This window comes from uncultured Victivallis sp. (genome assembly GCA_944389935.1).
Classification (GTDB): Bacteria; Verrucomicrobiota; Lentisphaeria; order Victivallales; family Victivallaceae; genus Victivallis.
On record CALXOE010000025.1, the window covers coordinates 1 to 26712 of the forward strand.

At 57.7% G+C, this 26712-nt stretch carries 36 protein-coding genes, 1 tRNA gene and 1 pseudogene; 16 read left to right on the forward strand and 22 right to left on the reverse strand.

The window, feature by feature from the left end; genetic code table 11:
* From Q0J85_RS15465 to Q0J85_RS08810, 15 genes are all read left to right on the forward strand, one after another.
* On the forward strand, positions 1-528 hold a 528-nt coding region (locus Q0J85_RS15465; RefSeq protein WP_367274625.1), incomplete at its 5' end, for a hypothetical protein.
* Between the two features lie 194 nt (positions 529-722).
* Entirely contained in the window at positions 723-1133 is a 411-nt protein-coding gene (gene rpsL, locus Q0J85_RS08745) for a 30S ribosomal protein S12 (RefSeq protein ID WP_294480447.1), read from the forward strand.
* A 39-nt stretch (positions 1134-1172) separates the two neighbouring features.
* On the forward strand, positions 1173-1643 hold the full coding sequence (gene rpsG, locus Q0J85_RS08750) for a 30S ribosomal protein S7 (protein ID WP_294480448.1): 471 nt from the start codon (positions 1173-1175) through the stop codon (positions 1641-1643).
* Between the two features lie 18 nt (positions 1644-1661).
* A complete protein-coding gene (gene fusA / locus Q0J85_RS08755) occupies positions 1662-3776 on the forward strand; it encodes an elongation factor G (protein ID WP_294480452.1) in 2115 nt (704 codons plus the stop codon).
* A gap of 3 nt (positions 3777-3779) precedes the next feature.
* Positions 3780-4103: a 30S ribosomal protein S10 gene (rpsJ, locus tag Q0J85_RS08760; RefSeq protein WP_294480455.1), complete on the forward strand. Its 324-nt coding sequence runs from the start codon at positions 3780-3782 to the stop codon at positions 4101-4103.
* An 80-nt stretch (positions 4104-4183) separates the two neighbouring features.
* Complete coding sequence (rplC, locus tag Q0J85_RS08765) at positions 4184-4840, forward strand: 50S ribosomal protein L3 (RefSeq protein ID WP_294480458.1); 657 nt, start codon at positions 4184-4186, stop codon at positions 4838-4840.
* Between the two features lie 12 nt (positions 4841-4852).
* Positions 4853-5503 carry a 50S ribosomal protein L4 gene (gene rplD, locus Q0J85_RS08770; protein ID WP_294480460.1) on the forward strand — a complete coding sequence of 217 codons (651 nt, stop codon included), beginning with the start codon at positions 4853-4855 and terminating at the stop codon, positions 5501-5503.
* Positions 5504-5514: 11 nt separating this feature from the next.
* The gene (gene rplW, locus Q0J85_RS08775; protein ID WP_294480462.1) at positions 5515-5796 is read left to right on the forward strand and encodes a 50S ribosomal protein L23; all 282 of its coding nucleotides are present in this window, start codon (positions 5515-5517) and stop codon (positions 5794-5796) included.
* An 18-nt stretch (positions 5797-5814) separates the two neighbouring features.
* Complete coding sequence (gene rplB, locus Q0J85_RS08780; RefSeq protein ID WP_294480464.1) at positions 5815-6645, forward strand: 50S ribosomal protein L2; 831 nt, start codon at positions 5815-5817, stop codon at positions 6643-6645.
* Positions 6645-6908, forward strand: coding sequence for a 30S ribosomal protein S19 (rpsS, locus tag Q0J85_RS08785; protein WP_294480466.1), 264 nt, complete (start codon positions 6645-6647; stop codon positions 6906-6908). Before rplB ends, rpsS begins: the two co-directional genes overlap by 1 nt.
* Positions 6909-7058: 150 nt before the next feature.
* Positions 7059-8456: a dihydrolipoyl dehydrogenase gene (gene lpdA, locus Q0J85_RS08790; protein ID WP_294480469.1), complete on the forward strand. Its 1398-nt coding sequence runs from the start codon at positions 7059-7061 to the stop codon at positions 8454-8456.
* A gap of 14 nt (positions 8457-8470) precedes the next feature.
* Positions 8471-9148 (forward strand): 2-C-methyl-D-erythritol 4-phosphate cytidylyltransferase, encoded by a 678-nt coding sequence (ispD, locus tag Q0J85_RS08795; RefSeq protein WP_294480471.1) that lies wholly within the window; start codon positions 8471-8473, stop codon positions 9146-9148.
* Between the two features lie 2 nt (positions 9149-9150).
* Positions 9151-9555, forward strand: a complete 405-nt coding sequence (locus tag Q0J85_RS08800; RefSeq protein ID WP_294480473.1) for a YraN family protein — start codon at positions 9151-9153, stop codon at positions 9553-9555.
* On the forward strand, positions 9548-10261 hold the full coding sequence (locus Q0J85_RS08805; RefSeq protein ID WP_294480477.1) for a ComF family protein: 714 nt from the start codon (positions 9548-9550) through the stop codon (positions 10259-10261). Before Q0J85_RS08800 ends, Q0J85_RS08805 begins: the two co-directional genes overlap by 8 nt.
* 68 nt (positions 10262-10329) lie before the next feature.
* A tRNA-Val gene (locus Q0J85_RS08810) sits at positions 10330-10406 on the forward strand.
* An 81-nt stretch (positions 10407-10487) separates the two neighbouring features.
* Here the strand turns inward: Q0J85_RS08810 and Q0J85_RS08815 are convergent.
* The 22 genes and pseudogenes from Q0J85_RS08815 to Q0J85_RS08920 all read right to left on the reverse strand — a co-directional run bounded on the left by Q0J85_RS08815 (position 10488) and on the right by Q0J85_RS08920 (position 26233).
* Positions 10488-11180, reverse strand: coding sequence for a hypothetical protein (locus Q0J85_RS08815; protein ID WP_294480484.1), 693 nt, complete (start codon positions 11178-11180; stop codon positions 10488-10490).
* Positions 11181-11266: 86 nt separating this feature from the next.
* Positions 11267-11500 (reverse strand): hypothetical protein, encoded by a 234-nt coding sequence (locus tag Q0J85_RS08820; RefSeq protein WP_294480486.1) that lies wholly within the window; start codon positions 11498-11500, stop codon positions 11267-11269.
* Positions 11501-11503: 3 nt separating this feature from the next.
* Positions 11504-12022 carry a hypothetical protein gene (locus Q0J85_RS08825; RefSeq protein ID WP_294480489.1) on the reverse strand — a complete coding sequence of 173 codons (519 nt, stop codon included), beginning with the start codon at positions 12020-12022 and terminating at the stop codon, positions 11504-11506.
* Positions 11994-12203, reverse strand: a complete 210-nt coding sequence (locus Q0J85_RS08830; RefSeq protein ID WP_294480490.1) for a hypothetical protein — start codon at positions 12201-12203, stop codon at positions 11994-11996. Before Q0J85_RS08830 ends, Q0J85_RS08825 begins: the two co-directional genes overlap by 29 nt.
* A 636-nt stretch (positions 12204-12839) precedes the next feature.
* Positions 12840-12950 (reverse strand): annotated as a pseudogene (nrdD, locus tag Q0J85_RS15470) (anaerobic ribonucleoside-triphosphate reductase); the annotation flags it as partial.
* 11 nt (positions 12951-12961) lie between these two features.
* Entirely contained in the window at positions 12962-13219 is a 258-nt protein-coding gene (locus Q0J85_RS08840) for a hypothetical protein (RefSeq protein WP_294480495.1), read from the reverse strand.
* Positions 13212-13616 (reverse strand): hypothetical protein, encoded by a 405-nt coding sequence (locus tag Q0J85_RS08845; RefSeq protein WP_294480497.1) that lies wholly within the window; start codon positions 13614-13616, stop codon positions 13212-13214. Before Q0J85_RS08845 ends, Q0J85_RS08840 begins: the two co-directional genes overlap by 8 nt.
* Positions 13600-14046, reverse strand: a complete 447-nt coding sequence (locus Q0J85_RS08850; protein WP_294480499.1) for a hypothetical protein — start codon at positions 14044-14046, stop codon at positions 13600-13602. The genes Q0J85_RS08845 and Q0J85_RS08850 overlap by 17 nt, the downstream gene beginning before the upstream one ends.
* 10 nt (positions 14047-14056) lie before the next feature.
* Positions 14057-15832: a hypothetical protein gene (locus tag Q0J85_RS08855; protein ID WP_294480501.1), complete on the reverse strand. Its 1776-nt coding sequence runs from the start codon at positions 15830-15832 to the stop codon at positions 14057-14059.
* Positions 15829-16923 (reverse strand): hypothetical protein, encoded by a 1095-nt coding sequence (locus Q0J85_RS08860; RefSeq protein WP_294480502.1) that lies wholly within the window; start codon positions 16921-16923, stop codon positions 15829-15831. Before Q0J85_RS08860 ends, Q0J85_RS08855 begins: the two co-directional genes overlap by 4 nt.
* Positions 16920-17459: a hypothetical protein gene (locus Q0J85_RS08865; RefSeq protein WP_294480503.1), complete on the reverse strand. Its 540-nt coding sequence runs from the start codon at positions 17457-17459 to the stop codon at positions 16920-16922. The genes Q0J85_RS08860 and Q0J85_RS08865 overlap by 4 nt, the downstream gene beginning before the upstream one ends.
* Complete coding sequence (locus tag Q0J85_RS08870) at positions 17456-18229, reverse strand: hypothetical protein (protein ID WP_294480505.1); 774 nt, start codon at positions 18227-18229, stop codon at positions 17456-17458. Before Q0J85_RS08870 ends, Q0J85_RS08865 begins: the two co-directional genes overlap by 4 nt.
* An 11-nt stretch (positions 18230-18240) precedes the next feature.
* Positions 18241-19755 (reverse strand): hypothetical protein, encoded by a 1515-nt coding sequence (locus Q0J85_RS08875; protein WP_294480509.1) that lies wholly within the window; start codon positions 19753-19755, stop codon positions 18241-18243.
* Positions 19739-20515 carry a hypothetical protein gene (locus tag Q0J85_RS08880; RefSeq protein WP_294480511.1) on the reverse strand — a complete coding sequence of 259 codons (777 nt, stop codon included), beginning with the start codon at positions 20513-20515 and terminating at the stop codon, positions 19739-19741. Before Q0J85_RS08880 ends, Q0J85_RS08875 begins: the two co-directional genes overlap by 17 nt.
* A gap of 5 nt (positions 20516-20520) precedes the next feature.
* Positions 20521-20844, reverse strand: coding sequence for a hypothetical protein (locus Q0J85_RS08885; RefSeq protein WP_294480513.1), 324 nt, complete (start codon positions 20842-20844; stop codon positions 20521-20523).
* Positions 20845-20848: 4 nt separating this feature from the next.
* On the reverse strand, positions 20849-21268 hold the full coding sequence (locus tag Q0J85_RS08890) for a hypothetical protein (protein WP_294480515.1): 420 nt from the start codon (positions 21266-21268) through the stop codon (positions 20849-20851).
* A complete protein-coding gene (locus Q0J85_RS08895; protein ID WP_294480517.1) occupies positions 21265-22029 on the reverse strand; it encodes a hypothetical protein in 765 nt (254 codons plus the stop codon). Before Q0J85_RS08895 ends, Q0J85_RS08890 begins: the two co-directional genes overlap by 4 nt.
* Entirely contained in the window at positions 22026-22343 is a 318-nt protein-coding gene (locus tag Q0J85_RS08900; RefSeq protein WP_294480518.1) for a hypothetical protein, read from the reverse strand. Before Q0J85_RS08900 ends, Q0J85_RS08895 begins: the two co-directional genes overlap by 4 nt.
* Positions 22343-23308 (reverse strand): major capsid protein, encoded by a 966-nt coding sequence (locus tag Q0J85_RS08905; RefSeq protein ID WP_294480520.1) that lies wholly within the window; start codon positions 23306-23308, stop codon positions 22343-22345. The genes Q0J85_RS08900 and Q0J85_RS08905 overlap by 1 nt, the downstream gene beginning before the upstream one ends.
* Positions 23309-23333: 25 nt before the next feature.
* Positions 23334-24539 (reverse strand): S49 family peptidase, encoded by a 1206-nt coding sequence (locus tag Q0J85_RS08910; RefSeq protein WP_294480523.1) that lies wholly within the window; start codon positions 24537-24539, stop codon positions 23334-23336.
* A complete protein-coding gene (locus tag Q0J85_RS08915) occupies positions 24523-26016 on the reverse strand; it encodes a phage portal protein (RefSeq protein WP_294480525.1) in 1494 nt (497 codons plus the stop codon). Before Q0J85_RS08915 ends, Q0J85_RS08910 begins: the two co-directional genes overlap by 17 nt.
* 4 nt (positions 26017-26020) lie before the next feature.
* Entirely contained in the window at positions 26021-26233 is a 213-nt protein-coding gene (locus Q0J85_RS08920; protein WP_294480527.1) for a hypothetical protein, read from the reverse strand.
* Positions 26234-26518: 285 nt separating this feature from the next.
* On the opposite strand from Q0J85_RS08920, the gene Q0J85_RS08925 reads away from it, so the two are divergent.
* Positions 26519-26710, forward strand: a complete 192-nt coding sequence (locus Q0J85_RS08925) for a type II toxin-antitoxin system HicA family toxin (RefSeq protein ID WP_294480530.1) — start codon at positions 26519-26521, stop codon at positions 26708-26710.
* Positions 26711-26712: the final 2 nt, after the last annotated feature.

Here is a 26712-nt window from a genome sequence, read left to right on the forward strand (position 1 = left end):
GACCGGGTCAACCGGGAGGTGATCGAGAAGGGCGGCAAGCCGGCGGAAGCCGAGCCGATCCTGCTGGGTATCACGAAAGCGGCGTTGGAGACGGAGAGCTTTATTTCCGCCGCATCGTTCCAGGATACGACGCGCATTCTGACGGAGGCCGCGACGCTTGGAAAGATCGACAATCTGAACGGCTTCAAGGAGAACGTGATCACCGGGCATCTGATTCCGGCCGGTACCGGTACGGAGCTTATGCAGTCGATTCGCCTGAAGTATCTCGGAACGGAGATCGAGCCGGAGCTGCCGGTGCAGGAGCCGGAGCGTTCCGTGGAGGAGATTGCCGCGGCGTGGCGTGATTCCGATGGGAAGAGCGATGCTGCGATTTTCGCGGATGACGACGAGGATGGTTTGCCGGAGGAGGCGCGTGAGATGGTTGCCGACTTTGACGGTGACGCATTCGCCGATCTGGATGATGCCGGCCTCGACGACGGGTTTGACGCCGGATATGGTGACGGCGCGGACGACGAAGAGAACGATTGAGCGTAATTTGAGAACGGCATGCTCCTGTGCTTGTGAGGTGCGGGGGCGTGCCGGAAGTGGAGTTTTGCAAGAAATTTATCAAAAAAAACGGTAAGTTATTTGCAAAAACCACTTTGCGGTATTATTTTATTAGTCTTTGATGCATGTTAAGTCATTTAAAATTCAAATAGAAATATAAGAAACAGGAATTTGTTATGCCGACAATCAACCAGTTGGTGCGTTTCGGACGCGAAGAAAAGGCGAAGAAAAGTAAATCCAAGGCGTTGAGCGCCTGCCCGCAGCGTCGGGGCGTCTGTCTGCAGGTTACGACCCGTACTCCGAAGAAGCCGAACTCGGCGTTGCGCAAGATTGCGCGTGTCCGGTTGACCAACGGTCAGGAGGTCACGGCGTACGTCGGTGGCGAGGGGCACAATCTGCAGGAGCACTCGGTGGTGCTTGTGAAAGGCGGTCGTGTGCGCGATCTGCCGGGTGTGCGTTATCACATCGTCCGCGGTGCGTTGGACAGCCTCGGCGTTGACAAGCGGCGTCAGGGGCGTTCCAAGTACGGCGCGAAGCGTCCGAAGCCGGGTCAGGAAGCGGCGGCCGCGAAGGGTAAGAAGAAGTAATTGATCACGAATTGAATTCAGAGATAAGGTGCGAAACAGATGAGAAGACGCAGTGCTGTGAAGCGGGAACTGATTCCCGACGTGAAGTACAACAGCGAGCTGGTGGCCCGGTTGATCAACACGATCATGACCCGCGGCAAGAAATCCACCGCTCAGCAGATTGTTTATGGTGCGTTCGATGTGATCCAGGCGAAGAAGCCGGAGATGCAGGCGATCGACGTGTTTCTCCAGGCGTTGGAGAATGTGAAGCCGAAGCTCGAAGTGAAGAGCCGTCGTGTCGGCGGTGCGACCTATCAGGTTCCGATCGAAGTTGATCCGGAGCGTCAGGTTGCGTTGGCGATGCGGTGGATCACGACCTATTCGCGTGGCCGCAAGGGCAAGTCGATGACCGAGTCTCTCGCCGGTGAGCTGCTGGATGCGTTCGAGAATACCGGATCCTCGATCAAGAAGAAAGAAGACACCTTTAAAATGGCGCAGGCGAACAAGGCGTTCGCTCATTATCGCTGGTAAGCGCCGGGAATGATGATTATGAGTACCGAGCAGGACAAAAGCCAATACCATGAGTCGCCGAACCGCAAGCATGCGTTGAAAGACTACCGCAATATCGGCATCATGGCCCACATTGACGCGGGCAAAACCACTTTGACCGAGCGCATTCTTTTTTATTGCGGTGTGAACTACAAGATTGGCGATACCCATGAGGGTACGGCCACCATGGACTGGATGGAGCAGGAACGCGAGCGCGGCATTACGATCACCAGCGCGGCCACGACCTGCTACTGGAAGAATCACCGGATCAACATCATCGACACTCCCGGACACGTGGACTTCACGGCTGAGGTGGAGCGTTCGCTCCGTGTGCTTGACGGAGCCGTTGCGGTGTTTTGCTCGGTCGGCAAGGTGCAGCCTCAGAGTGAGACGGTCTGGCGCCAGGCGCAGAAATATCATGTTCCGATTGTCGCGCTGGTCAACAAGATGGACCGTACCGGAGCGGATTTCGACGGGGTTGTGACGGAAATCCACACGAAACTTGGCGCGACGCCCGTTCCGCTCATGCTGCCGATCGGCCGCGAGGCTGAGTTCAAGGGTGTGGTCGACGTGCTCGAGAACAAGTGCGTTTATTTCAGCGACAAGGACAACGGTCTTACGATGACCGAGGAGGAGCCGACCGGCGATCTCAAGACGCGTCAGGAAGCCGCCTACAAGCATATGGTCGAATGTCTCGCGGAAGTCGATGATGAGATCATGGAGATCTATCTGGCCGATGAGATGCCGGATCATGATCAGATCAAGGCAGCGCTGCGTCGCGCGACCCTTGCCGCCAAGATCGTTCCGGTTGCCTGCTGCACCGCTTTCAAGAACAAAGGTGTGCAGAAACTGCTCGACGTTGTGGTTGACTATCTGCCGAGCCCCGTTGATATCTGGGATATCAAGGGAACCGATCCGACCACGGGCGAGGCGATTACGCGTCACGTCGGCGATCTTCAGCCGTTCGCGGCGCTGGTGTTCAAGATCATGACCGACCCGTTTGTCGGTAAACTTTACTACTTCCGTGTTTACTCCGGTGTGGCTTCGCAGGGGATGAGCGTTTACAATCCGCGCACGAACAAGCGTGAGCGTCTCGGGCGTCTGCTCCAGATGCACGCAAACCAGCGGGTTGAGCAGCAGGAGATCTTCTCCGGCGACATCGCGGCTGCGGTCGGGTTGAAGAACGTGACCACCGGTGATACGATCTGCCTCGAGGAGAAGCCGATTGTGCTCGAGTCGATGGCGTTCCCCGAGCCGGTGATTTCGATTGCGGTTGAGCCGAAATCGTCGGGCGATCGCGACAAGCTTTCCAAGGGTCTGATCGCGTTGGCGGAAGAGGATCCGACTTTCCAGGTTCGTTCTGACGAGGAGACGGGTCAGACGATCATCTCCGGTATGGGTGAGCTGCACCTCGAGATCATTCTGGATCGTCTGGTGCGCGAGTTCAAAGTCGAGGCGAACACGGGTGCTCCTCAGGTTGCGTACCGTGAAGCGCTGTGCGGTTCGGCTGAGTCGAACATGAAGTTCGTGCGTCAGTCCGGCGGTCGCGGTCAGTACGGCCACTGTATCATCAATCTGATTCCGGGCGAACGCGGTTCGGGTATTGTGATTGAGAACAAGGTTGTCGGCGGCAACATTCCGAAAGAGTATATCAAACCGATTGAGCAGGGCATTCGTGAAGCCGCGGCTTCCGGCGTGCTGGCCGGATATTCGCTGATTGATTTCAAGGTTGAGATCATCGACGGTTCGTATCACCCGGTTGACTCCTCGGAAATGGCGTTCAAAGTTGCCGGTTCGATGGCGCTCAAAGATGCGGCGAAGAAAGCCGGGATCATGTTGCTCGAGCCGATTATGAAGGTTGAGCTGACCACGCCGGATGAGAACATGGGTGACCTGATCGGCGATATCACGAGCCGTCGCGGCACGATTGTTGAGATCAACGCCGGTGAGAACAGTTTCACCCGGGTGCATGCGAATGTTCCGCTGTCGGAACTGTTCGGATATGCCACGGCAATTCGTTCGCTCTCCCGCGGCCGTGCGTCCTATTCGATGGAGCCGGCGCACTTTGAAAGAGTTCCGAAACAAGTCCAAGACAAAATTGTGGAGAAGAAATAAGTTATGGCTACGGGCAAAACCCAGCGTATCCGTATCCGGCTGCAGGCGTACGAGCATCGGATTCTGGATCAGTCGGTCAACGAAATTCTTGAAACTGCCAAGCGTACGGGGTCTCTGGTTGCGGGTCCGGTTCCGCTTCCGACCCGGATTGAGCGTTGGACGGTGAACCGTTCCCCCCATGTCGATAAGAAGTCGATGGAGCAGTTTGAGATTCGTACGCACAAGCGTATGATGGACATTATCAACCCGACGGCAAAGACGGTCGATGAGCTGAAAAAGCTCAATCTGCCTGCCGGCGTGGATATCGCGATCAAGATTGGAGTCTAGAACGGTTCTGACTCCATAGATACCAAGGCCCCCGACCGATTGGGGGCACGTATCGAATGTTTCTCACGAAAGGAGAAAGTATGAAAGGATTAATCGGTAAAAAGGTCGGAATGACGCAGGTCTACGACGAGAACGGTGTCCTGATCCCGGTGACGGTGGTTCAGGCCGGTCCTTGTGTTGTGACCGACGTCAAGACCCCGGAGCGCGACGGTTATTCGGCGATCCAGCTGGGTTTCGGTTCGCGCAAGGCGAAGAACGTCACAAAGGCTCGTGCCGGGCATCTCGCGAAAGCGGGTCTGACGGGAGACAAGCTCCCCTCGGTTCTGCGTGAGGTGCGCATCAGCGCGAATGATGCGGCTCCGGCTCTCGGGACGGAGCTGAAAGCTGACATCTTCGAGGCGAACGAGTATCTCGATGTGATCGGCACGACGAAAGGCCGCGGATTCCAGGGCGTCGTCAAGCGTTACCGCTTCGGTGGCGGCCGTGCGAGCCACGGCGGTGCCTGGACTCGTCGTACGGGTTCGATCGGCTGCTGTGAGTGGCCGGGCAACGTGATCAAGGGCAAGCGCATGCCGGGTCACATGGGCAATGTTCCGCGCACGGTTCAGAATCTGAAGATCGTGCGTGTGATGGCGGAAGACAATGTGCTGCTGCTCAAGGGCGCCGTTCCGGGCGCGAACGGCGGCATTCTGTTGATCCGGAGTGCAATCAAGAAGCAGCCGGCCGCGCAGAAGTAAGAGGTGTGTATCATGTCGAATACTTTAGATATCCTTGATTGCAAAGGGACCCGGGTTGGCGAATACGTCATTCCCGAGGGCGTGATGATCGAGTTGGACAAAGAGCCGGAGAAAGGTCTCCAGGCGGTTCACGATACGGTTGTGGCCTATCTTGCCGGGCTGCGCGCAGGTACGGCCTGCACGAAGACGCGCGGAGAGGTGTCTGGAGGCGGTGCGAAGCCGTTCCGCCAGAAGGGTACCGGTCGTGCGCGTTCCGGTTCGAGCCGGAGTCCGGTCTGGGTTGGCGGCGGTACGATTTTCGGGCCCCGTCCGCGTTCGTTTGCGAAGAAAGTGAACAAGAAGGTTCTGCGTCTGGCTCTGCGGCGTGCGTTCACGGAGCGGATCGCTGATGGTGACGTTGTGATCGTCGATCAGGTTCAGCTGCCGGATCACAAGACGAAGAACGTCGTTTCGATTCTGAAGAATCTGAATCTTGCCGACAGCACGGTGATGATGTCGCTCCCGGCTCTGGAGGATCAGGCCGCGGTGGTGTGCGCTACGGGCAATCTGCCGAATCTGGTGCTTCGCAAGTCTGATAATGTCAACGTGTATGAACTGCTTCGCTTCGGCAAGCTCCTTTTCACGAAGGACGGCCTTGATGCGTTCATCCAGCGTCTGGCGTAAGGAGATGGATCATGAGAAGTGCTTTTGATATCATCCTCGCACCGGTTGTCACCGAGAAGAGCAATGCGCAGGCGCAGGCCTCGAAGTATGTGTTCAAGGTGAAGACGGATGCCGAGAAGATCGAGATCGGCCGGGCAATCGAAGAGTTGTTCAAGGTCAAGGTCAAGTCGGTGAATGTTATGAACTGCATGGGCAAGACGCGCCGCGCGGGCCGGACCAACAAGATGGGTCGTCGCGCTGACTGGAAGAAAGCGGTCGTTACGTTGTCCGAAGGCAGCATCGAGATCATTTAACAGAGGGAGAAGATCAGAATGGCGGTTAAGAATTTTAATCCCGTGACTCCCTCCCGGCGTCATATGGCGACGATGGACTATGCGTCCACGATCACCAAGAGCGCGCCGGAGAAGAGTCTCGTCAAGGGGAAGAAATCCACTGGCGGTCGCAACAACATGGGACGGATCACGACCCGTTTCCGCGGAGGCGGCAACAAGCGTCGTTACCGTATGGTCGATTTTATCCGTACGAAAGAGAATGTTCCGGCGAAGGTTCTTTCGATCGAATACGATCCGAATCGTTCGGCTAACATCGCTCTCATCTGCTATGCGGATGGCGAGAAATCGTACATCCTCGCGCCGGTCGGCCTGAAAGTCGGTGATAAGGTTATGAACGGGCCGAAGGCTGAGCTCAAGCCGGGCAACTGGCTGGCTTTGAAAGACATTCCGGTCGGTGTCAACATCTGCTGCATTGAGATGCTGCCGGGTCGCGGAGCGAAAATCGCGCGTTCTGCCGGTCAGGTTGCGACGTTGCGCGGTAAGGAAGAGACCTACGCGCAGATCAAGCTGCCGTCGGGTGAAGTCCGCATGATCCATGTGAACTGCCACGCGATGATCGGTCAGGTCGGCAATCTCGACCGCATGAACGTGAAGATGGGCAAGGCCGGTAAGAAGCGTTATCTCGGCTTCCGGCCGCATGTCCGTGGTGTTGCGATGAACCCGGTTGACCATCCGATGGGTGGTGGCGAGGGTCGTACCTCCGGCGGCGGGCATCCGGTTTCGCCGTGGGGTCAGCTGGCCAAGGGCAAGCGCACCCGCAATCCGAAGAAGACTTCTAAGAACTTCATTGTTGAGCGGAGGAAGAAGTAATGGCCAGATCGATTAAGAAAGGCCCGTTTGTCGACCAGTATCTGATCGACAAAGTTGAGAAGATGGGCAATCAGAAAGCCGCGATCAAGACCTGGTCGCGCCGCTCGATGATTATTCCGGATTTTGTTGGACACACGTTCAACGTGCATAACGGCAAGAGCTTTGTCCCGGTGTTTGTGACCGAAAACATGGTCGGTCACAAACTTGGCGAGTTTGCGCCGACCCGTACCTTCAAGGATCACGGTGTGGTTTCCGGCAAATAATTTCCGGAGATCGTTTGAAGTTTCCCCGCAGTTGGTTGAACCGATTGCGGGGTTTCTTTTTTTATCTGCGTCTTCGGGCTTGAACACCGGAAAATCTGTGCTATTTTTCAATATGCTTCGTAAAGTCCATCATCAGAGGGGAGACGAACCGTGGAAAAATTTGATGTTTGTGTGATCGGAGCCGGTCCCGGGGGGTATGTTGCCGCGATCCGGGCCGGGCAGAGCGGATTCAAGACGGCGATTGTCGAGAAAGCGTTTCCCGGCGGAACCTGTTTGAACGTCGGCTGCATTCCGACCAAGACACTGATTGCGGGAGTCGAGGTTTACGCGACCGCGCGCCGTGCGGCGGAATTCGGAGTCGAAATCTCCGGCGAGATCCGTCCGGACTGGACGAGAATGCTTGCGCGCAAGGACGATGTGATCGGCAAGCTGCGCAATGGAATCTCCTCTCTGCTGAAATCTGCCGGAGTGACGGTTTTCAGCGGGCGCGGGGAGTTTCTCTCCCGGCGGCAGTTGATGGTTGCCGACGGGGAGTCGGCGGGGAGCGTGATTGAGGCCGATCACTTTATCGTTGCGACCGGGTCTGAGCCGCTCGTTCCGGGATTTATCCCGCAGGGGAACCGGATTTTGACCTCCACGGAGCTGCTGAGTCTCCCGAAGCTGCCGAAAAGCCTGCTGATTCTCGGCGGGGGGGTGATCGGTTGTGAGTTCGCCTGCCTTTTCGCGGAACTCGGCGTGAATGTGACGGTTGTTGAGATGCTTCCGCAGATTCTTCCGCAGACTGACGGTGAGTGTGCGAAACTGCTCGCCCGGGAAATGAGCCGCCGGGGAATCCGGATTCTGAACGGGACCCCGCTTTCGGAAATCAAATGCACGGCGCGCGGCGTTTCCGGAAAAGTCGGAGCGGAGACGGTCAAGGCGGATTATCTGCTCATCTCAATCGGGCGCAAGCCCGTGACGGCGGATCTGAATCTCCCGGCAGCGGGAGTGCGGGTCGATAACCGGGGATTTATCGAGATTGACGAGGCGTTTCGTACGAGCGCTCCGAACATCTTTGCGATCGGCGATGCGGTCGGCAAGATCATGCTCGCACACTGGGCGAGCGCTGCCGCAGAAAATGTGGTGAACACTTTGCGCGGCAAATCCGTTGCGTTTCCGGGTGCCGTCACGCCGGGATGTATCTTCACATCTCCCGAGATTGGTACGGTCGGGAAGAGCGAAGAGCAGCTTAAGAGCGAGGGGGTGGATTATGTCGTCGGCAAATTCCCGTTTGCCGCGCTCGGAAAAGCGATGGCGATGAATCAGACCGAGGGATTCGTAAAAATTCTCGCGGATGCGAAGAGCGATCAGGTGCTCGGTGTGCATATTATCGGCCCGCATGCGACCGATCTCATCGCCGAGGCGGTACCAGCGATGTTGATGGAGATCACGGCCCGGGAGCTCGGTCGAGCCATTCACGCGCACCCGACGCTCGGCGAGGCGATGATGGAGGCCGCGCACGCGGTGCATGGCGAGTGTGCTCATCTGCCGACGCGCCGGAAACGTTGAATGGTGGCGCGCGTATGATTCCCGATCTGGCTGTGGTCATTGTTGCGGGTGGATCCGCCCGCCGGTTCGGTGGCGACAAACTGATGGTCAATTTCGGCGGGCTTCCGCTCTTTCTGCACAGTGTGAAAGAGTTTCTGCCGGTGGCGGCGCCCGGTTCTCTTGTGGTGGTGCACCCTGCCGGACGGAAGGAGGAGTTTGCGCGGCAGGCGGAACTGTTTCTGCCGGGGAGCGGCATTGTCTGGGCGGCGGGAGGTGCCTGCCGTTCGGCTTCGGTGCGCTCGGGGCTGGCGCAGATTCCGCTTGAGAACGGGATTGTCGCGGTACATGATGCGGCGCGGCCGCTGGCTTCGGCATCGCTGCTTGAGGAGCTTGTTGCGGCGGCTCGACGTTGTGGCGGGGCGATCCCGGGGAAACCGGTCACCGATACGCTGAAACGATGCGACGAATCCGGGCGGATTGCGGAAACCGTGTCGCGCGCGGGGCTCTGGCGGGTCGAAACCCCGCAGGTGTTCGACTTGGCGAAGCTGCGTGCCGCCTACGCGCAGAATCCGGATGCGGATTTTACGGATGATGCGGCTGTCTATGCGGCGGCGGGTTTCCCCTGTTCGGTGATTCACAACCGGGCCGACAATCTGAAGATCACCTATCCGGCCGATGTCGCTCTGCTTGAGCGTTGCCCGCGCGAGGCGTGAGGATGAAGCGTTTTCGGGCGGCCCATTTGAAGCTCGGGCGTCGCGGGGAGGAGGCTGCGGCGCGGCTGCTGCTGGCCAAAGGATATACGCTTCTCGCGAGAAACTGGCGGGTGAGAGCCGGGGAACTCGACATTGTCGCCCGGGATGGCGCGACGCTGGTGTTCGTCGAGGTCAAGACGTTGCGGCGTATCGGGCTGTATCGTCCGGGAGACAATCTGTCTCCGCGCCAGATGCGTCGAAATTTTCGGGCTGCGCTGCGTTATTACCGGGCGATTGGAAAGCCGGCGCTGCCGGGCCGGTTTGACCTTGTGGAGGTCATTGCGGGGCGTTGGGGGATTCGCAGCATTCGGCATCGGCATGATTATCTGCCGCCGCTCGAGCCGGGCGGGGGGCGCGGTCATGCGTGAATGGTTTCGGGCTGTTGCCGCGGCGTTGAATCTGTTTCCGTGCCCGGTCTGCCGATCCGGGGATGGAGGCGGCATGAACCGGTTCTGCCCCGCATGTGAAGCAAGGATGCACCGGATCACCGGAATCTGCTGCCGGGGATGCGGGGGAGAGCTCGACACCGCGCTCGCGCTCTGCTCGGCATGCCTCGCTGCGGAGAAGCGGCCGTGGATCGGGGCCGCGGCGGTTTACGAGTACCGCGATCTGACCCGTCGGGTGATCCATCGTTTCAAGTTTTACAATCATCCGGAGCTGGCGCGTTCATTCGGCATCGCCGGAGCGGAGTGTATGCGGGGAGTGGAGAATTTCCGGGCGGAGGTGGTTGTCCCGGTTCCGTTGCATTTCACACGGCACTACTGGCGGTCATTCAATCAGGCGGAGCTGTTCGGGGAAGTCGTGGCCGGGGAACTGGGGATTCCGTTGCGCAATGCGCTGGTCCGCATCCGTCGGACGCGCCATCAGTCGCGGCTTTCGCGGGAGGCGAGACGGAAGAATCCTCGCGGGGTATTTGCCGTGCGCAATGTGGAGGCGGTGCGGGGGAAATGCGTCCTCCTGGTCGATGACGTTTTCACGACCGGCGCGACGCTCGCATCGGCGGCGAATGTGCTGCTCAAAGCCGGTTCCGGGCCGGTATTTGTGCTGACCGCCGCTCGAACGCCACGCAACTGACGGGGAATGCGGGATATTTTTCTTTCGCAGCTTGCGAACGGGCGGCAACGGTGATATATTTAGAAACCGGGCGATTAGCTCAGTTGGTTAGAGCGTTTGCTTTACACGCAAAATGTCGGGGGTTCGAGTCCCTCATCGCCCACCATTATTCCACCTCAAACTAACTAATATCGTAGCATGATATTAGATGTTTTTTGCGGGTCTAGTTGTAGCAGTTTTGTAGCAGTCAATCTTCCCACGTCCAGCCTCGCCACTGGTGGATTTTTTTGAGGGCCTTTTCTTGACGCCATGGCGCGAGTTTTTGAAGGTAGTTTGCCGCTGCAGGGGTGGAGTGAGACTCGACTAAATATTCAGGGGGGAAGAGCTCTTTGTGAGATCTGATAAAGTAGTTGAGGTTGCGAAACCGGTACACCGTTCCGTCCGGCGCGCGGAAGCTCCACTCGCGCGCTCGAGCGTTTTCAGGCGTCGAGGCGGTTCGCGGATTCGTCCTGTGACCCTCGCGCATCGCGCTCAAATCCTGCGTGCTTGCGATGCGCGAATGAAGAATCTTGTAGCATTCAGCAGAGCAGGTTTTCGCCTGTTGTGACGCTGGTTTGTAGAACGTTTTACCGCAAACGACACAAGTTTCTGCGTTGCGGCCCCGTGCCCGGTTCGTGCAGCTTCTCGAGCAGTACGTGTGCTCCTGGAATCGCTTGCAGGTGAACTCCCGTCCGCAGATCGGGCAGTTTTTGTGCAGCACATTTCCGTACCGGTCAAGCAAGGTTTTCTTGACCTTGCGCGCAATCTGCTCTTGCTTGCACTTTTGAGAGCAGGTCTTGCGCACGGAATAACCGGTCACGGTAAATTCACGACCGCAGTTTTCGCAGATGCGGACGTGTTTCTGTGCCGGGCGAACCGGCAAGACGGCGTTCCGGCGCATCAGCTCCCGCCAGCATTCCCGGGAGCAGGTCGTCGCCGTGCTCTTTTTTGCGGGCGTGAATTCGCGCCCGCAAACTGCGCATTTCCTCACCATGATGCCGGGCAGACGTCGTAGCTATATTTCCCGTTCATTGCGTGAAGCTCATCCGAGTTTTCCTCAAAGACTTCCTTCGCCTCCCTCGGGCAGTCACCGAGATCCCAGTGATCGAGAACATGCTGCAGCGCAGCGCGCGGATTTTCAGCGTCTACGGTGGCTTCAGTGACTACTTTGTCCTGATATCCCTGCTGATCCCACGTATAAATGTTGACCGCAAACTTCATTTTTCATTCCTCCTTTTTAATTATTTCAACAATCTGACGCAGCTTGCGGGCGGCGGCTCCGGAGCGGAGGCCGCGAACTGCCGCGCGCGCCTCCATTGCCAGCGCAAAGGCGTTTTCCCGGAGCTCTGCCGGGACTTCCTGCCGGTTCCGGTACTTGTACCATGTGACCTCGGCGATGCCGAGGCCCTCGGCCCATGCGGCGGTCGTGAGTCCGGAAAACTTGAACAGGTCAAGCACTGTGATTTCAGGAAGAGATTTCACCGCCTCAAAAGCCCCGCGTCCGTCCTTGATGTAATCCGTGCAGGCGGCGTTTAAAATAAACTCTGCCGGGCCGGAGAGTTTCACGCCGTTCGGCAAAATTGCAACCAGATCCCCCGGTTGCGGCTCGAGCGGGCGGTCATCCTGAAAATCGGATGCCACATCGATGTTTTTTTCTTCATTCATCTTGTCACCTCGAAAAGCCCCGGATTGCTCCGGGGCGGTGGTGGGTTGGTTACCGGGCCTCTTTCCAGTTTTCTGCAAAATTATTGCAGATCTGATGCCGGATCAGTTTGCCGTTCTGGTCGTAGACCTTGAAACCATCGGCGGCGAGGCCAGCCGCGCTGACCTCACGCTCGTGACGACGACCTGCTGCGACCGCAGCACGTTCCGTTTTCGCAACCGCGATGACGACCGAACCAGTGATGTTTTTGACAGTGTACATTTTTTTTGTCCTTTCGTTTGGTTTGTTACCAGGGAGGTTGCCGCCTCCCTTTCTTGTTACATCATTAATATATACGTATTCTTGATGTTTTCAAGTGTAAAATATAACTTTTTTTGATATTTTTTCGTTTTTTTATAAAAAATGCCGGAGAGCGGCAACCCTCCGGCGGCGTGCAGGTGGACAAAAAAAAGACCTGCACCCGATTAATGTAGCGCAGGTCTCGGAAAAATCAAATCACTCGGCGTCGGATTCCTCCGGCGGGCGGTCGAGTTTTGAGAACGCATCGAAGCGGGCGGCGGTCTCGGCGGCAGTCTCTCCCGGCGAACCGATGTAGCTGATCGATTCCGTGCTGGCATCGATCCCGAAGAGTTCTCCGAAGAAGCTGTTTCGTTTTGCCTTGACGAACACGACTTGCGTCTGCGTCCCCTCGGCGACGGCGGGGGCGGTGGCGATCGTGTTCACCGCGCCCCCTACGATCAAATTTGGGAGAATCGTTCCCGATGTCACTCCCCCGATCGTTTCGAGTTTGAATGCGTCCACGCCGCTGCTGATCGCGACGGCCTTGCTCTCCAATGCGGAACACCCGGAGAGCGCAAACAGCGTCAGCAGGGCCGCGAGAGCCGTCAGCGTGCCCGGAATGCGAAACGTCTTTCTCTCCTTGAATTCCTCTTTCTTGCCCTTGTTCCAGTTTGCCACCGGGCGGAAGTATCCGCACACCCGGCTGTAGACTTCACATTTTTCGTTGCACTTGCTCATTTTCAATCCTCCTCTTTTTTGATTCGTAATGGAGTGCCCGGGTTGAGCCGGTTATGACACTCCTCAATCGCAGCCAGCTGATTCCCGTGATTTCTCACCCTATGATCAAGGTCCGCCAGCTTTTCCCCGTGATCGTCCATTCTCCGGTTGCACTCGGAGAACGGAACCCTGTGCTCCACATCCTTGCGGAGCGCCCGCATTTCCCACGCAATCCAGCCGAGGATTGCTGTTCCTATCCAGCGTATCCACTCCTCACCCATTCGCGCACTCCCGGTAGTTCCACGCGAGGAAGCCGAATGCGCGCAGGATTTTGTAGAACTTCCGCATTTTCCACTTGACGTAGTACCGCAGCGGATTATACCAGCTGTATCGCGCATCCGCGAGCTTGTAGCCGTTTTCGAGCATCTCGTTGTCTGCTGCCTTGCGCTCTTCCGTCGTGCCTCCGATCTCGTAGCGGATATCGTGAATATCCGCAGCGAGCACGAGCGTTGGGTTTAACGAGCTGATGAGCTTCCGGGCTGAATCGGGCATCCACTCCGCGCCGATCCCGTTGCAGACTTTGACTGCCCGTTCCCGATCTTCGAGCAGCGCTGCGCCGGAAAGATTGAGTTCGTTCGCGAGCTGGATCTTCTCTTCGATCTCATTCAGACTGTACATCGGTTTCCCCTCCCTGTTCATTCATTTTCGCGCGCACCTGATCGAGCGTCAGGCCGAACACTTCGAGCCAGGCGGGTACGCGGGAATCGAGCAGATCGATCATCCCGCCCGGCGCGGCGTTCGTGGTCAGCAACGCAAGCCCCATGATCCCGGCTTTGAACGATTCCGGGTCTTGCAGCTTTGCCGCCAGTTGTTCCGCCGGAACGAGCGCATAAAGTGCGTCAAGGAACTGCTCCTTGTTCACCCATTCCGAAGTCGTTTCCGGCCGCGGCGCCATCCCGGCGAGATACCAGCCGCCGGACGCAGCCTGTTCCACGTCCATCAGCTCCATGCCCTGCGACTCGTAGTATTCTGCCGCGCTTTCACTCTCCCCGAGGCCGACGATGCAGGCCCCGGTTTCCTCATTCACGATCTTCGCGTATTTTTGCATGTTCACCTCCTCAATACGGATAGAAAATCAGCGTTCCGGCTGCGCTTCCCGTGACCGTGTCGCCCTTGTTGACAGGGACGCAGCAGCTTGCTGTCGCCCCGCTCGCGGCAGATACGACCGTCCCGCCGTTGATCGCGTATGACCCCCCTGCGCTGGTGACTGCGTACAGCCAGCCGCCGCCGGTGAATGTGTGACTGTTCCCCCCTGACGTGTATGCAGAAGTGAGATCTGTTTTTGCGTTGTACCGGGGAGCAATCCCGCCGGATACCGACAGTTTCCCAACAACAGTCAACGTTCCGGAGGCGGTCTCGTAAATCCGGCTTGTGTAGTCCCCGGAATCATTGTTGAAATGGAAATCGATATAGGGCGAAGCCCCGGAAATCTCGATCCCGCTGTTAAATGTCGGATGATTTTTGACTACATAGGTTTCCGCGATGTTCTTCCCGGTGCCGTCGTATACGGCTTTCCCGTTGATGTCGCATTGCCCGGTCGAAAGGTTGATCGTCAACGGACGGAAATCATTGTACGATCCATTCTGATCCCCGGCGTTTGTCAAAAGGATGTACAGATTTCTCCCGTCGTTGCGGAAGAAAGTCCCGTACTCCCCCTGAATCATTCGGAACGTATTAAATGCCGTGCTTTTGAGTTCCCCGGTCAGCGTGCCGCCGGAGAGCGGGAGTTTATCCGGGTGCGCGGAGGAGTTCTGATTGTGCGCGGAGATTTTTGAGTCGACCATTTCCGCGGCGACGTTCGGATCGCCGGGATCGCCCTGCGGGCCCTGTTCTCCCTGCGGTCCTGGGTCTCCCTTATCGCCCTTTTCACCTTGCGACCCCTGGGCTCCGGTTGCGCCGGTGTCGCCGCGCGGGATCGTAATGTTCAAAACCTGATTCGGAGATTCCCCGGTAATCGATGCAGCGGCTTGCGTCCCCGGTTCCCCGGTCGTAACCGTGCCGATCGTGAGCACGTTTGCCGGGCCGGGCGCTCCATCGGCTCCGGCAGGCCCCTGCGGACCCTGTTCGCCTTGAGGTCCCTGCGCACCGGGGTCGCCAGTGTCGCCCTTTTCCCCTTGCGGACCCTGCGCACCGGTTGCTCCGGGCTCTCCCTGCTCTCCCTGAATTCCCTGATCGCCCTTATCGCCTTTTTCGCCCTGCGGACCTTTGATGTCGACCGGATCAGGGTTTTCAAGCCCCTGATCGTTCGTCCACGAGATCACGCCCTCCGCGCTTACCGCCGGAATGAACGTCGCCCCGTTTTTCCCCGGCGTTCCGCCGCCTCCGCTCGATGCCGGAACGGTGATCTGTTTTCCCTTCACCGGCAGCGGATCCCCGTCCTCGGTGATGAACTCGACCGCGCCCGTGACGCCGTTCACGCTCGTGACACCGGCGCCCGGATTCGGCGCAGGATGATCGTCCGTCCCGGCGATTCGAGGATCGCAGTAGAAAAAATCATGCAGCAGGGATTCCCCCGGGCCGCCGTCTGCGTCCTCGCGGATCAGTTCGACGAACAGTTTCTCGCCCGGCTGCCGCGGCTTCGTCCAAAATCCCTGCGTGTCCGTCGAAACAACAAACGCGAGTTCGCCCGGCTCGTCGAGTGTCGTTTCAGCTTGCATCATGACGTTCGTTCTCCGGAACGTGATGTCGCCGGAGAGCGTGTATTTGCCCGGTGAAAACTCCCCGGCGAACTCGATCCGGTACTCCACGCCAGCGGTCAAAGTCGGCCGCAGCCGGGCCGGGAGGATTCCCCCCGCCTCGCCAGTAAGATTCCCGTTGTTAATGAAAAATTTCATGCGTTTCCTCCCTCCTGGATCGGGTTAAAATAAACGTATGGCGGTGTCGGCAATGACGGTATTTTGACCTCGACTCTTCCGCTGCGCACATATTGAGTTGCGCAATAAAACAGGTCTGAATCTTCTTGCGCTTCAGTCATCGTGTTTGAAAAGTGATAATCCGGATCATCATATATATGAAGATCAAATGAATCAGAAACCCCGTTTGTCACAGTTCCGTAAAAATATGTTCCTCGTTCTGGATAATCGGTAATCATATATGTATCGTCTTTTTTTCGCCTTGTCCACTTTGCGTAATTAACCCATTGCGCCCGGCAGTCAAAATTTACGTACGAATTTTCACTGTAAAAGCGTACGATTTTAGCTCGCATAACAGTTTTTTGATATATTGCAGACGACGAAGGTCCCAATGATCCAAAAATTCCGTTTACAAAATTGTAAGTGTTCAGTGAATTTGCTGAAACCCATCCGAGAGCAAGTGATTCCGCTTTTTCATAATATTCGTCAACCGTTTCAGCGTTAGGACGAGTCCCTGATGAGGCATAATTATCCACAATTTTACCATTTGAAAGTTTAACCGATGAGCCGTTTTTTGTATAAACAAGAGTATACCCGCGCGGGTATTCCATGAGATTCTCATAAGTAGCTTCGCGAAAACTTTCAACAAAAATTTGCGCATCAACATCAAAAACGGGGTAAATGAGTTCATTCAACCAGTTATATACGCAAAACAGCCACTCCGCAGAAAAAAACTGGGTTAATCGAATTTTGTACAATTCTCGCGGATCACCGTATTTTTCAATGAGTGAATTGTATCCAATCCCAGCAGGACGAATAAACCCTGTTTCTGAAATATTCGGAAAAAAATAACCCGTCATGCTAACCAGTTTATTCGAAATGGTTGATTTTATACTCGTGAAATTTGTTTCATCTCGCAATAAAAATCGACCGAACGAAACGGGAGTAATAACCGTTTTGCCCTGAACCTCATTCAACCACGCAATCCGTTCATTGATTGCGTCAATAAAGATATGAATATAGTCAGGACTCAATAACCTGCATCCGGCTGTAATTTCAACTGGCCAGCTCATGTGTAATACCTTTCAGCAAAATAAATAACCCCATCCTTCCATAGCTGCCTGACCTCTCCCTTTGTATTGATATCAGCCAGTACGCAGAATCCGGTGGGTGATTTTGGTACATCGCCGCCTATTTGAAACGAAAAAACATACTTATTAACCTGCCAGTTGACCAGTAGATATACGACAGATGTACCAGACGCCGGTAGCGTAAAATCTGTTTCTGCTTTTTCCACCTTCCCTAGATCGGTGACTCCGCAATAACCGGAATCAGGATTCCCGCCATCAATTATTTTTATCTTTCTCGATATTACCTCTCCTGATTCACCTTTTTCGCTCGCATCATGAACGATAAAATATCCATTGTAAACATCTGCTTTTGCCTCTCCTGCCGGAGAGGGAATTGCCGACACGGTTGTCCCGTTCGGAGTGCGGTTCACGCGGACGCCTGGACCGCCGGACAGCTCGCAGGCGTGGACGTCGTCCCAGAAATCGCCGAACCATCCTGCCGGGATCTGTTCCCCGCTGACTGGACGTTGTGTTTTCATTCCGTTTCCTCCTCGCTGCCGTCCGAATAGAGATCCTCGTTCCAACCCATATCCGCATAGGTGTATGAGGTTGTGCAAATCCAGTAGTTGCCTGATTTGTTTACTGTTGAATTCGTCACCAGCCAGTATTTTGCCGCGGACTGGTACGGCCCGGACCACGGCGGCGATTGCAGCATTCCGACTGCCTGCAGCTGTTCCGCCGCCTGATTCCGGCTGCGATAATATTTGGTCACAGATAACACCGGAGCCGGATACAGCCAGCTTTCGACGCCCCTAAAGTTGTTTTTCTGTCCAGCCAGGACAACCATCCCGTCCGGGACAGGATCCTCCGGCCGCGCCCACTGGTATTTAAATTCACTAGACGGAATAACCAGATTGGTTGCCGTGTAGTAAAAGTCCGGAATCGGGCGGGATGCGTCGTCCGAGAGCAGCACATGATTCCAGTATGTGAGGTAATCCGGATGCGCCTCGAGCGGTTTTTCCATCGTCGCGGTGTTGAAATTGTACTCCGTGTCCCCGTCCTCGTGCGAAGAACCTCCGGATGATCCGGTTGTCGGGGATTCCGTAAACACCATCGAGGCGGTCGCAAAACATGCGCCCAACGTCAACGATGAACGGTCGCGGTTGAAATAACCGTCGTCGTACTGCTGGTTATGGACAAACTCCCCCCACAGCGCCGGACCGTCATCCAGCGCGCACATCCAGATCCGGGTGATCGAATTCCCGGACCGGGCGCCGCTGCCGACGGTTTCGATTTTTTCTACTGCCATTCTGCCACCTCCTACGGGAAAACCGCTCCGCTATCTGTTGATTCGTCGAGCGTCTGTTTGATCTGTTCCGCTGTTTTTTTGAGGGAGTCGAGCGAATCCGCCGACCTGCGCAGATAGTTCAGACTCGGATTCGAGCTGTTGAACGATCCGGAGTAACCGCCGATCCGGCGCAGGGAATCGGTCGGAAACGCGATTCCGGCCGTGACGGCGGCTGCCGCCGCCGATTTCGCCGCCCCCGCAGCTTTCTCCGGATGCGCGAGATCGTACTGCGCTCCGATGATGCGACGGATCTCCGCCTCCTGTTCGGCGGAAACCGGTCCAGCTTTCCGCATTTCGTCGAGCTTTTTCTGGATCTCCGCCTCGCGCCCCATTCCCTGCGCGATCATCTGACGATACTTCAGTTCCTCGCGCAATTTCGCGATCTTGTCGTCGGTCTTCTTCTTCGCGGCTGCGGCTGCCGCCGCCTCTGCTTCCGCAGCTGCTCTCGCTGCCTCCGCTTGTTTTCGCGCTGCTTCCTCCTGTTGTTTTCTGGAGGCATCCCGCTGATTTTGTACCTCTGACGCTGTCAGCTTCGGTGTTGAATACGTTTCATTCAATCCGAACAGTTTTGCTGATGCTTCTTTCCCAAGATCAAAATTACTGCCGAAGAGTTGCTTCCCCGCCTGATTAAATAAAAAACCGGTAGGCATCATATTCGCTAGACCGCCCATAGCTTTCTGCCACCAGGACCGGGTGTCTTTTACCTCGATTCCATTCGTTTCGAGCAGATAATTTCCCCGCTTCCAAAAACCAAGATCGCTTCCATATTGAGCAATCTTATTCAACAGCTGAATACCTCCACTCTCTGCAAAAGCCGCAGCAAACGCGGTTCCGGCGTTGGTCATCGCGTCTTTGAGCTCCTCCGCAGCCTTGATCGCGTCGTCGTTGATAATGAGTCCACTTTGTTCCGCCTCCTCTCCGAGCGAAATGTAGTCGCGCAGAAAGTTGTTCAGCTTCTGGAACGTCTCACCGTAAAGCTGCGACGCGACCGCGTTTCTGGTCTGCTCGTCCGCGATCCCGCGCAATGCCGCGTTGACCTTGTTGAACGTCTCTTCCGCGTTCAGCCCGGCGAGGTCCTCCCGGGTAAATCCGAGCTTCGCCATGAGACTTCCGGCGGCGGCATCTCCGGTCATGAATCTTCCGACCTGCATCTGAACTTTCGAGAACGCCTCGCGCACCTGGTCGACGCTCGTCCCGGTTCGCTCCGCCGCGAAACGGATCTGCTGAAAATATTTTGCAGAAACGCCCATATTCGCCGCGGCCTTGCCGATTTCGTCGAACCGGTTCACCATCGTCGTTAAAATCGTCGATACTCCGAGTCCTCCGAGTCCGAACCCGAGCGGGGAAAAAATACTGGAAAAAATCCCGCCGAGCTTGCTGAATGCCCCTTTGACCTGCGAACTCGTTTCCTTGACTTTCCGCTGGACTGTGTTCAGCGCGTTGAGAGCTCCTTTCGGGTCTCCAAAAATTTTAAGATTTGCCGCCATCTGCCGCAGCCTCCCTCTCTTCCGCCTCCCGGCGCTTCCGCTCCCGTGCGCGGATCTGATTCCACGAAAGCGGATAAATGTCCGGCTCCCGCTCCTGCCAGGGGTGGAGCTCGCCGTTTCTCTCCCGTTCGATCGCCTCCGCCGCCTTTCGTTTGAAATCCTCCGGGTCCTTAGGTCTCGCCGGGGCGAGTTTGCCGCAGTCGTTCACCGCCGCGAGGTGTCCCGCGAGCGCGAGCGGCAGTTCCCAGATCGATTCGCGCGGCGTCAACGAAGCGTATTTCGAGCCCAGATCAACCAGCGCCGCGATTGCCGGGCCCGCGAACAGAAACGGCTCCGGCTTGCGCGAGCGTGTCCGGTTCCGCAGCATCTCGTAGCCGTACCAGGGAACTACGAGCAGCCACTCGACCAACTGCTCGAATTTTTCTACGATCGCCGCGCCCGATTTCTCCCCGATTTCCCGGGCCTCCTCTTCGAGTTCCTCCCGGTTGAATGCGTAAAAATCCCGCCCGCGGTTTGCGCAGGCGACTGCCCGGCAGACGTCGTCGAACGACGCCCCGCCGGGATTCCGGAAAAACGGCGAATCGATCCACTCGAGCATCAGGAAAAAGCCGAGCGTCGCGGGACGAACCACGAGCGTATCCCCGTTCCCGGCGGTGAGTTTGAGCGGAGTTCCGCTGCAGCTCAACGCCTCGAATGCGAAGTTGACGGCCTTGTCCTTCACGTACCAGCAGGGCACGTAGACCTGAATCGATCCGCTCATTTCTTTTACGCCTCCGGCGTCGTGGTCGTGGTCGTGATCTTCCGGATCGTCCGCTGAACAGTCGAAAAACCGGTGTTCGATTCGGTGAGGTTGTGAGCCGTCACCACCTCCTCGCCGGACTGCGCGCGAACCGCCTGATTCACGAACGATTCACCGACCAGAAACGAGTCCTCGGTGATCTCCGTCACCGGCTGATACGTCGCCTGCTCGACGATGTCGCCGACGTTGTTCGTTTTGTCCGCCACCTGGACGCTGTTGTTCGTCGTCCGCCCCGTGACCGAGGTGTCCTCCCCGGAAACGCCGAATCCCTGCGGAAATTCATCTGCCATTTTTTTACCCCTCCTTGTTGATGATGAACAGTGTGTACTGCAAAACCCGCACCGCGTGCGTGTCGCTCTCGTTGCGCTCCGGATCGCCCGCGACCATCCCGACGATGAACCAGCCGTCGCGGATTTTGTACTGCCGTCTCGGCTGCGCGTAGTTCGCCCGGATGCGTTCGTATGCCTCATCGAGGTCGAGTTCGTCCGGGTCAGCGCGGTCCCCGACCCGACGCGTCCCGACGTGAATCGCGAACTGCAGCTGATACAACGGGATTCCCGGCCCCTCCGGCTTCAGCAACGCCGTTTCGACCAGCGCGAACCGATCCGCCCGCTCGACCGACGCGCTTTTCAGCCGGTAGACCGGAAACCCCGGCAGCAGCTCGCCGAGCTGTTTCTCGAACAGCTGCTCGACCTCCGTCTCAATGCCCGTCATTGTGATACCCTCCGCGCCGCCTTGTCCGCGGCAGCTTGAATGATCTTCTCCATCCGGTTCGCCGTTTTCCGCATCGCCTCCGGAGCCGCGTTCGGGCTGATGATCGTCACGTATTTGACGACGTTTTCAACGATGAGCCCGTAGCTGTCCTTCTGCTTCACCTCCGAAACGCGCGGGGTCGGGACGTAGCGGTTTTCCGCCGCGTCGGACGCTGCTTTCAGCGCCGATTCCGCAAGCTCGAAGAGCGACATCTTGAACGCGCTTTTCGCCTTCGGAAGCCGCCCGAGCGCTTTCAGCCATCCGGCCTTTGCCGCGCCGTAATGCGGAATCCGTCCGATCCGGCTCGTTTTGTCGTATTTCCCCGTCGCCGTACCGAAGTACGGAACCATCCGCGTGCAGTAAAGCCGCCGGTCCCAGATCTCGATGTTCCGTTTCAGCAGCCGGAGCCCGCGTTTCTCGACCTGTTTCCGGGGAATCCGTTTTGCGGTCGTGAACATCCCCTCTTTCCCGTTCCGTTTCCGGTAGGCGTAGCGGAAATCGCTGCCCGGATATTTGATGATCCGGCGAAATTTGTACCGATCCGGAAGTTTCGACGGGCTTGATGCCGTTCCCGGCCCAGTCGCTTTCGCGGCGGACTGGATCGCAAAGATCATCGCCTGCCGCGTCAGATCCCGAATGTCCTTCTTCAGCTCCGTTTGCGCGCGCTCGAACGCCCGGGAAAGCCGGGCGATGTCCGCTGGATCAATCTCCGCCGTAATCAATCCGATTCCCCTCCCAGATGCAGCAGAACCGAAACCCCGAGCGCGTCGATTTCGACGGGATTCAGGATCCGGAACTCCTCCGCCCCGATCGTGACAAGCTCCCCCTCGCGCGGCATCCGGGGCAGGGCGGAGCGCGGAACCCGGAGACTGAATTTGTAACCGCTCTGAACACCGTAGTCCCCGAGCGTAAATTCGCTCGAGAGCTTCGACCGGCGTCCGGTGAGCGTCGATCCAGCGTATCCGAATTCCGTCGGGCTCGCCTCAATCATCCGATTCAGGTCTGCCGCAAACTGCTCCGCCAGCCCCATTCTCATCACTCTCCAGTCGTCGTGGTCGCGGCCTGGTTGACGACCGAATCGTCGACGATGATCTGCATCGGATAACCGGCGTTGTCCCAGGTCGTCGGAACCGGCGCGGTTGCTCCGGTCGGAGTCGTCGCCGTCCGCGATTTCGCGAGGTTCACGACGTCGGCACGGCTCATCAGGATGAAGTCCGGACGGTAATCCGACGGGAAGAGCCCGAGCAGATCCATCAGCATTTCATCGGTCAGCGTGCCTTCTCCCGTCTGCGGCACGTTCGCGAGCCGCGCGAGGTTGTAGTGACCGGCGACCTGCAGCCCGAGCCAGCTGATGAGCGGGAACGAGTAGGTCGAAAGCTGTTTCCCGGCCGTCGTGTTGATCACAGTCGGGAAAATAACGCCATCCGAAATCAGGCCGGATTCGCGCGAAATGACGGATACCGCGTCCTCACCGAACCGGCCCATGTAAACCGAGCTGCCGGCCGCGGTGGTTTTCAGAATCTGCATATCCTGCGCGAACTGGTCGATGTAGTCCGCAAGGCCATAGAACCCGGTCGCAACCTCACCGGTTCCGCGCACAAGCTGCCGGTTCGCGAGCGCAAACGCGGCGCGCAGCGCTTTCACGCCCTCGCGCTCCATGTACATCACCGCTCCCTCCACATAACCGTCCGCGACTGCCTGATCTCGCTCGAACGAGGCGTCGACGATCTTCAGATCGACGGTGACGATTTTCGACTTTCCAGCGGCATTCTCGCGCCCCTCGTTCACATTGCGGAACGCGACGCCCGGCTCGTCCGTCTCAACCTCGAACTTGTGCTGCGTTCCGTTGCTCGCGTTCTGCGCATACGCGGCGCGCAGGAACGGCGCCCGCTGCAGCAGGTCGCTCGCGATGAACGTCGCGAGATTCCGGTCGTTCGACTGAATCAGGTATTCCAGAGTATTCGACGCCACCGGCGTCCCGTGAATCACTGCATTTGCCATTTCCTATCTCCTCTCCGTTTTTCGGTTAGTTGCTGCTTTTTCCCTGCATTCTCGCGTGTCGCGGCTGTTTCGTCTCGTCCGGCCGCTCCTGGAACCCGGCCGCTTTCGCGCCCCGGGCGGTCGCGGATTTCGATTCGGCAAGCTCCTTTTCGAGCTCCGAGATCCGCGCGTTCGCCTTTTCGAGTTCCTCGCTCTTGACCGCGAGTTCCGACAGCGTTGCCGCCTTTTCCTCCTCGAGCTTCGCGATCTTCACGTCGCGCCGCGCAAGCTCAATTTCCCCCTCCGGTTTCCCGAAGTTCTCTTTCGCGAATTCGTAGCCGTCCCGTTCGACGAGCGCTTTGAATTCGTCCAGCACCTTGTTTTCCTCCGCCATTTTCCGTTCCTTTCCCTCGTTGATTGTTTGAGTGAAACTGTTCATCGCGTCCTCGAAATTCCCGACCGCGTCGATCAGCCCGCGTTCGAGCGCCTCCGCGCCGCTCCAGCATCTGCCGTCCGCGAGCGCTTCGACCGCCGCAAGTTCGAGTCCGCGCCCCTCCGAAACCGCCCGGGTGAACTCCGCGTTCACCGTTTTCACCCGGCGCGTCATCTCCTCGACGAGCTCGTCCGGAACAGATCCGTCCGCGCCGAGGCCTTTGTACTGCCCGCTTGAAACCGTGACGATCCGGACGCCCATCCGGTCGAGCCTCCCCGTCTCGTCGTAGGCGACCGTGTAGCAGCCGATGTTCGCCACCTCCGCAAGCCGGTTCGCCGTGATCTGCCCGGTCGAAGCCGCGAGCCAGTACGCCGCCGAGCACGCCATTTCGTCCACGAACGACCGCACCGGCTTTACCGCCGAGAGCCGCGCGAGTTCGTCGACCAGTTCCGTCTGCCCCGCGACCGTTCCGCCCGGCGAATCGATGTGCAGCATCACGCCCGCGACGTCCGGACGGGCCGCCGCCTCCCGGAACAGTTTCCGCAGTTTCAGCGTGTTCGTCACGTCGTTGAATTTCGAGTCGCCGCGCTGCATCACGCCGTGAACCGGGATGACCGCGATTCCCTCCGGCGTCACCTCGAGAGCCGGTTTTTCGTTCCTCCGCTCCTCCATCTCCTCCGCCGAACAGGCCGGGAGCTCGTGCGCGAGAAGCATCGCGTGCAGTTTCCCGAGCGTCTGCGGTTCGCACGCGTAGATCCCGAGATGATTCCGGACGCACTCCGGAGAATCGGGGATTCCCGTGTCAATTTTCGTTTGCATTGCTGTTTTCTCCGTTTGTTTCCTGATTTGCCGCCGGCTGCGTCGAGGCGTTCAGCGTGTCCGAGTTGAACAGATTTCCGCCCGGGTTGCCGATCGAGTAGACGATTTTCGCTTTCCGGATGTAGTCCTGATAACGCGCCGTTTTCCGCGCAACGTCGTAGCAGTCGCCGCCGCGACGTTTCACCTCGTCCTCGACGCTCGAAAGGCCGCCCGCGATCCGCTCGATCGTCGCGCCGACCTCGCGGTCCTCCTCGAGCCACGGTTCCGCCTGCGGCAGCCACTCGTACCGGATTTTCCCCGCCCCGCTCCAGTTCAATCCGTAGTCGCGGACGATTTGAGGAAGAACCCAGTCCGTCACCTCGTAGCGGACGCGCATGTTCATCCGCATGAAACGCTGAATGAAAAATTTGAACTCCGCCCGGTCCTGCTTCATCGCCGAGTAGGAGCTCGAGCGCGAATCGTAGAAACTGAACGCAAGCCCGAAGATGAGCAGCCCCCGCCGGATCAGCGAGTCGTTGAACGACTGATATTCCGTCGAGGGAGTGTGCGACTCGAGCAGATTCACCGCGTCGCCCTCCTCGAGCTCGAGTTTCGTCGCCGCTTCGAGGTCGTAGACCGGGTAAACCCCGAGCGCCGCCGCGTCCCCGTCTCCGCCGTTCCCGGATTCTCCGCCCACGCCGAGCGGCGCAAACGTGTCATTCAACCCGGAACCGGCGCTGCTGGTGACGGCAATGCCGAGAAGCGCGTGGTTTTTCGCCTTGATCCGCTGATATTCGTCCGTCTCGCGCACGTCCTGAAACGTGTTGACCGAGGGCGCCAGCATCGGGATTCCGCGCACCTGGTCGAACCGGATGAAATTCCCGCGAAAAATCAGATCCTCCGGAGAGAGCACCCGGTTGAACGTGTAGTTGCGCCCGCCCGGGCCCCGGTTGAACAGCAGATACCCGGTCGCCGCGCCCGTGTCCGGGTCGATGAGAACGCCGTTCACGCTGCCCGCCGGGATGTTTTCCCCGGAGCCGGTCGCGCGGATCCGGTCCGTCTCGATCCCCTGCAGTTTGCCGCCCTCGATCTTCAGCAGCGCCGCGTCTCCGTCGAGCGCGATCGAGCCGCCGAAAATCCGGATCAGATTGTCGAAATCGTTTCGCTTCGCCACGTCGCAGTTATGCGCGTCCGACCAGTCACGGAACGCCTCCTCGAGCGCGTCGTCGAACCCGGCGTCTCCCGTTTTCGCGGCGAAATATTGAACGGTCGTGTAGTCGAGAAATTTCCCGAACGCCCAGTTGACGACCGTGTCGTTCCGCAGCAGGTCGTAGATCGTCGCCGTCCCGCGGTCGCGGTCGCGCTGCGTTAAAATCGCCTCCTCGGCCGCCTTGCGCAGGCGCGGAGCCCGGCGTCGCCCCTTGTCCTCCGACATCTCGTAAACGCCCGAGGAACGGGCAGAAGTGAACCCCGCGCAGTTGATCGTAAAATCCGGCATCGCGTCAACCCTCCGACGGGAAACGGCAGCGCGAAACTTTGCTCACGCGCGACTTTTCCCGCGCAACTTTCCCCTCGAGATACGTTTCGTAGGTCTGCAGTTTCGAGAGGTCCGTCCGTTTGTAGCTCACGCCATCGACCGTGTACGATTCCGCCCCGGTCAGGAGCGCTTCAATCGCCTGTTCGACCTGCGTAAGCCGTGTTTCGTATTTCGTCATTCCCCGTCCTCCGGTGAATCGGGATAAAAAAAGAGCGAGACACAGCAGTGTAGCGGCACCGCTATGCCTCGCTCCTTCGGATTCCCCCCGGATGGCCGTCCGGTTCATCCCGAAAAATTTCAGTTTTCAACGCTATTATACCAGATCAAACCGAAAAAAACAAGGGATGTTTCCAACGTTATGGCGTATAGCGCCTTAATGTTGATTTTTTCGTTTTTTTTTCAAATCAAGACTTGATTTTTACACAAAAATGTGTATATTAAGTATTGTAACAAGGAGGTGAATATGGGTCCACCAAGTTCCCGAGAGGTTATCAAGCTGCTTGAAAATGATGGTTGGGAGCTGGTCGCAATAAGAGGCGATCATCACCAGTTCAAGCATCCCGAGAAGCCCGGAAAAGTGACCGTAAGGCACCCGGTGAAACAACTCGGATGGGCGGACTGGTCAAGCATCAGAAAGCAGGCCGGTTGGAAGTGACC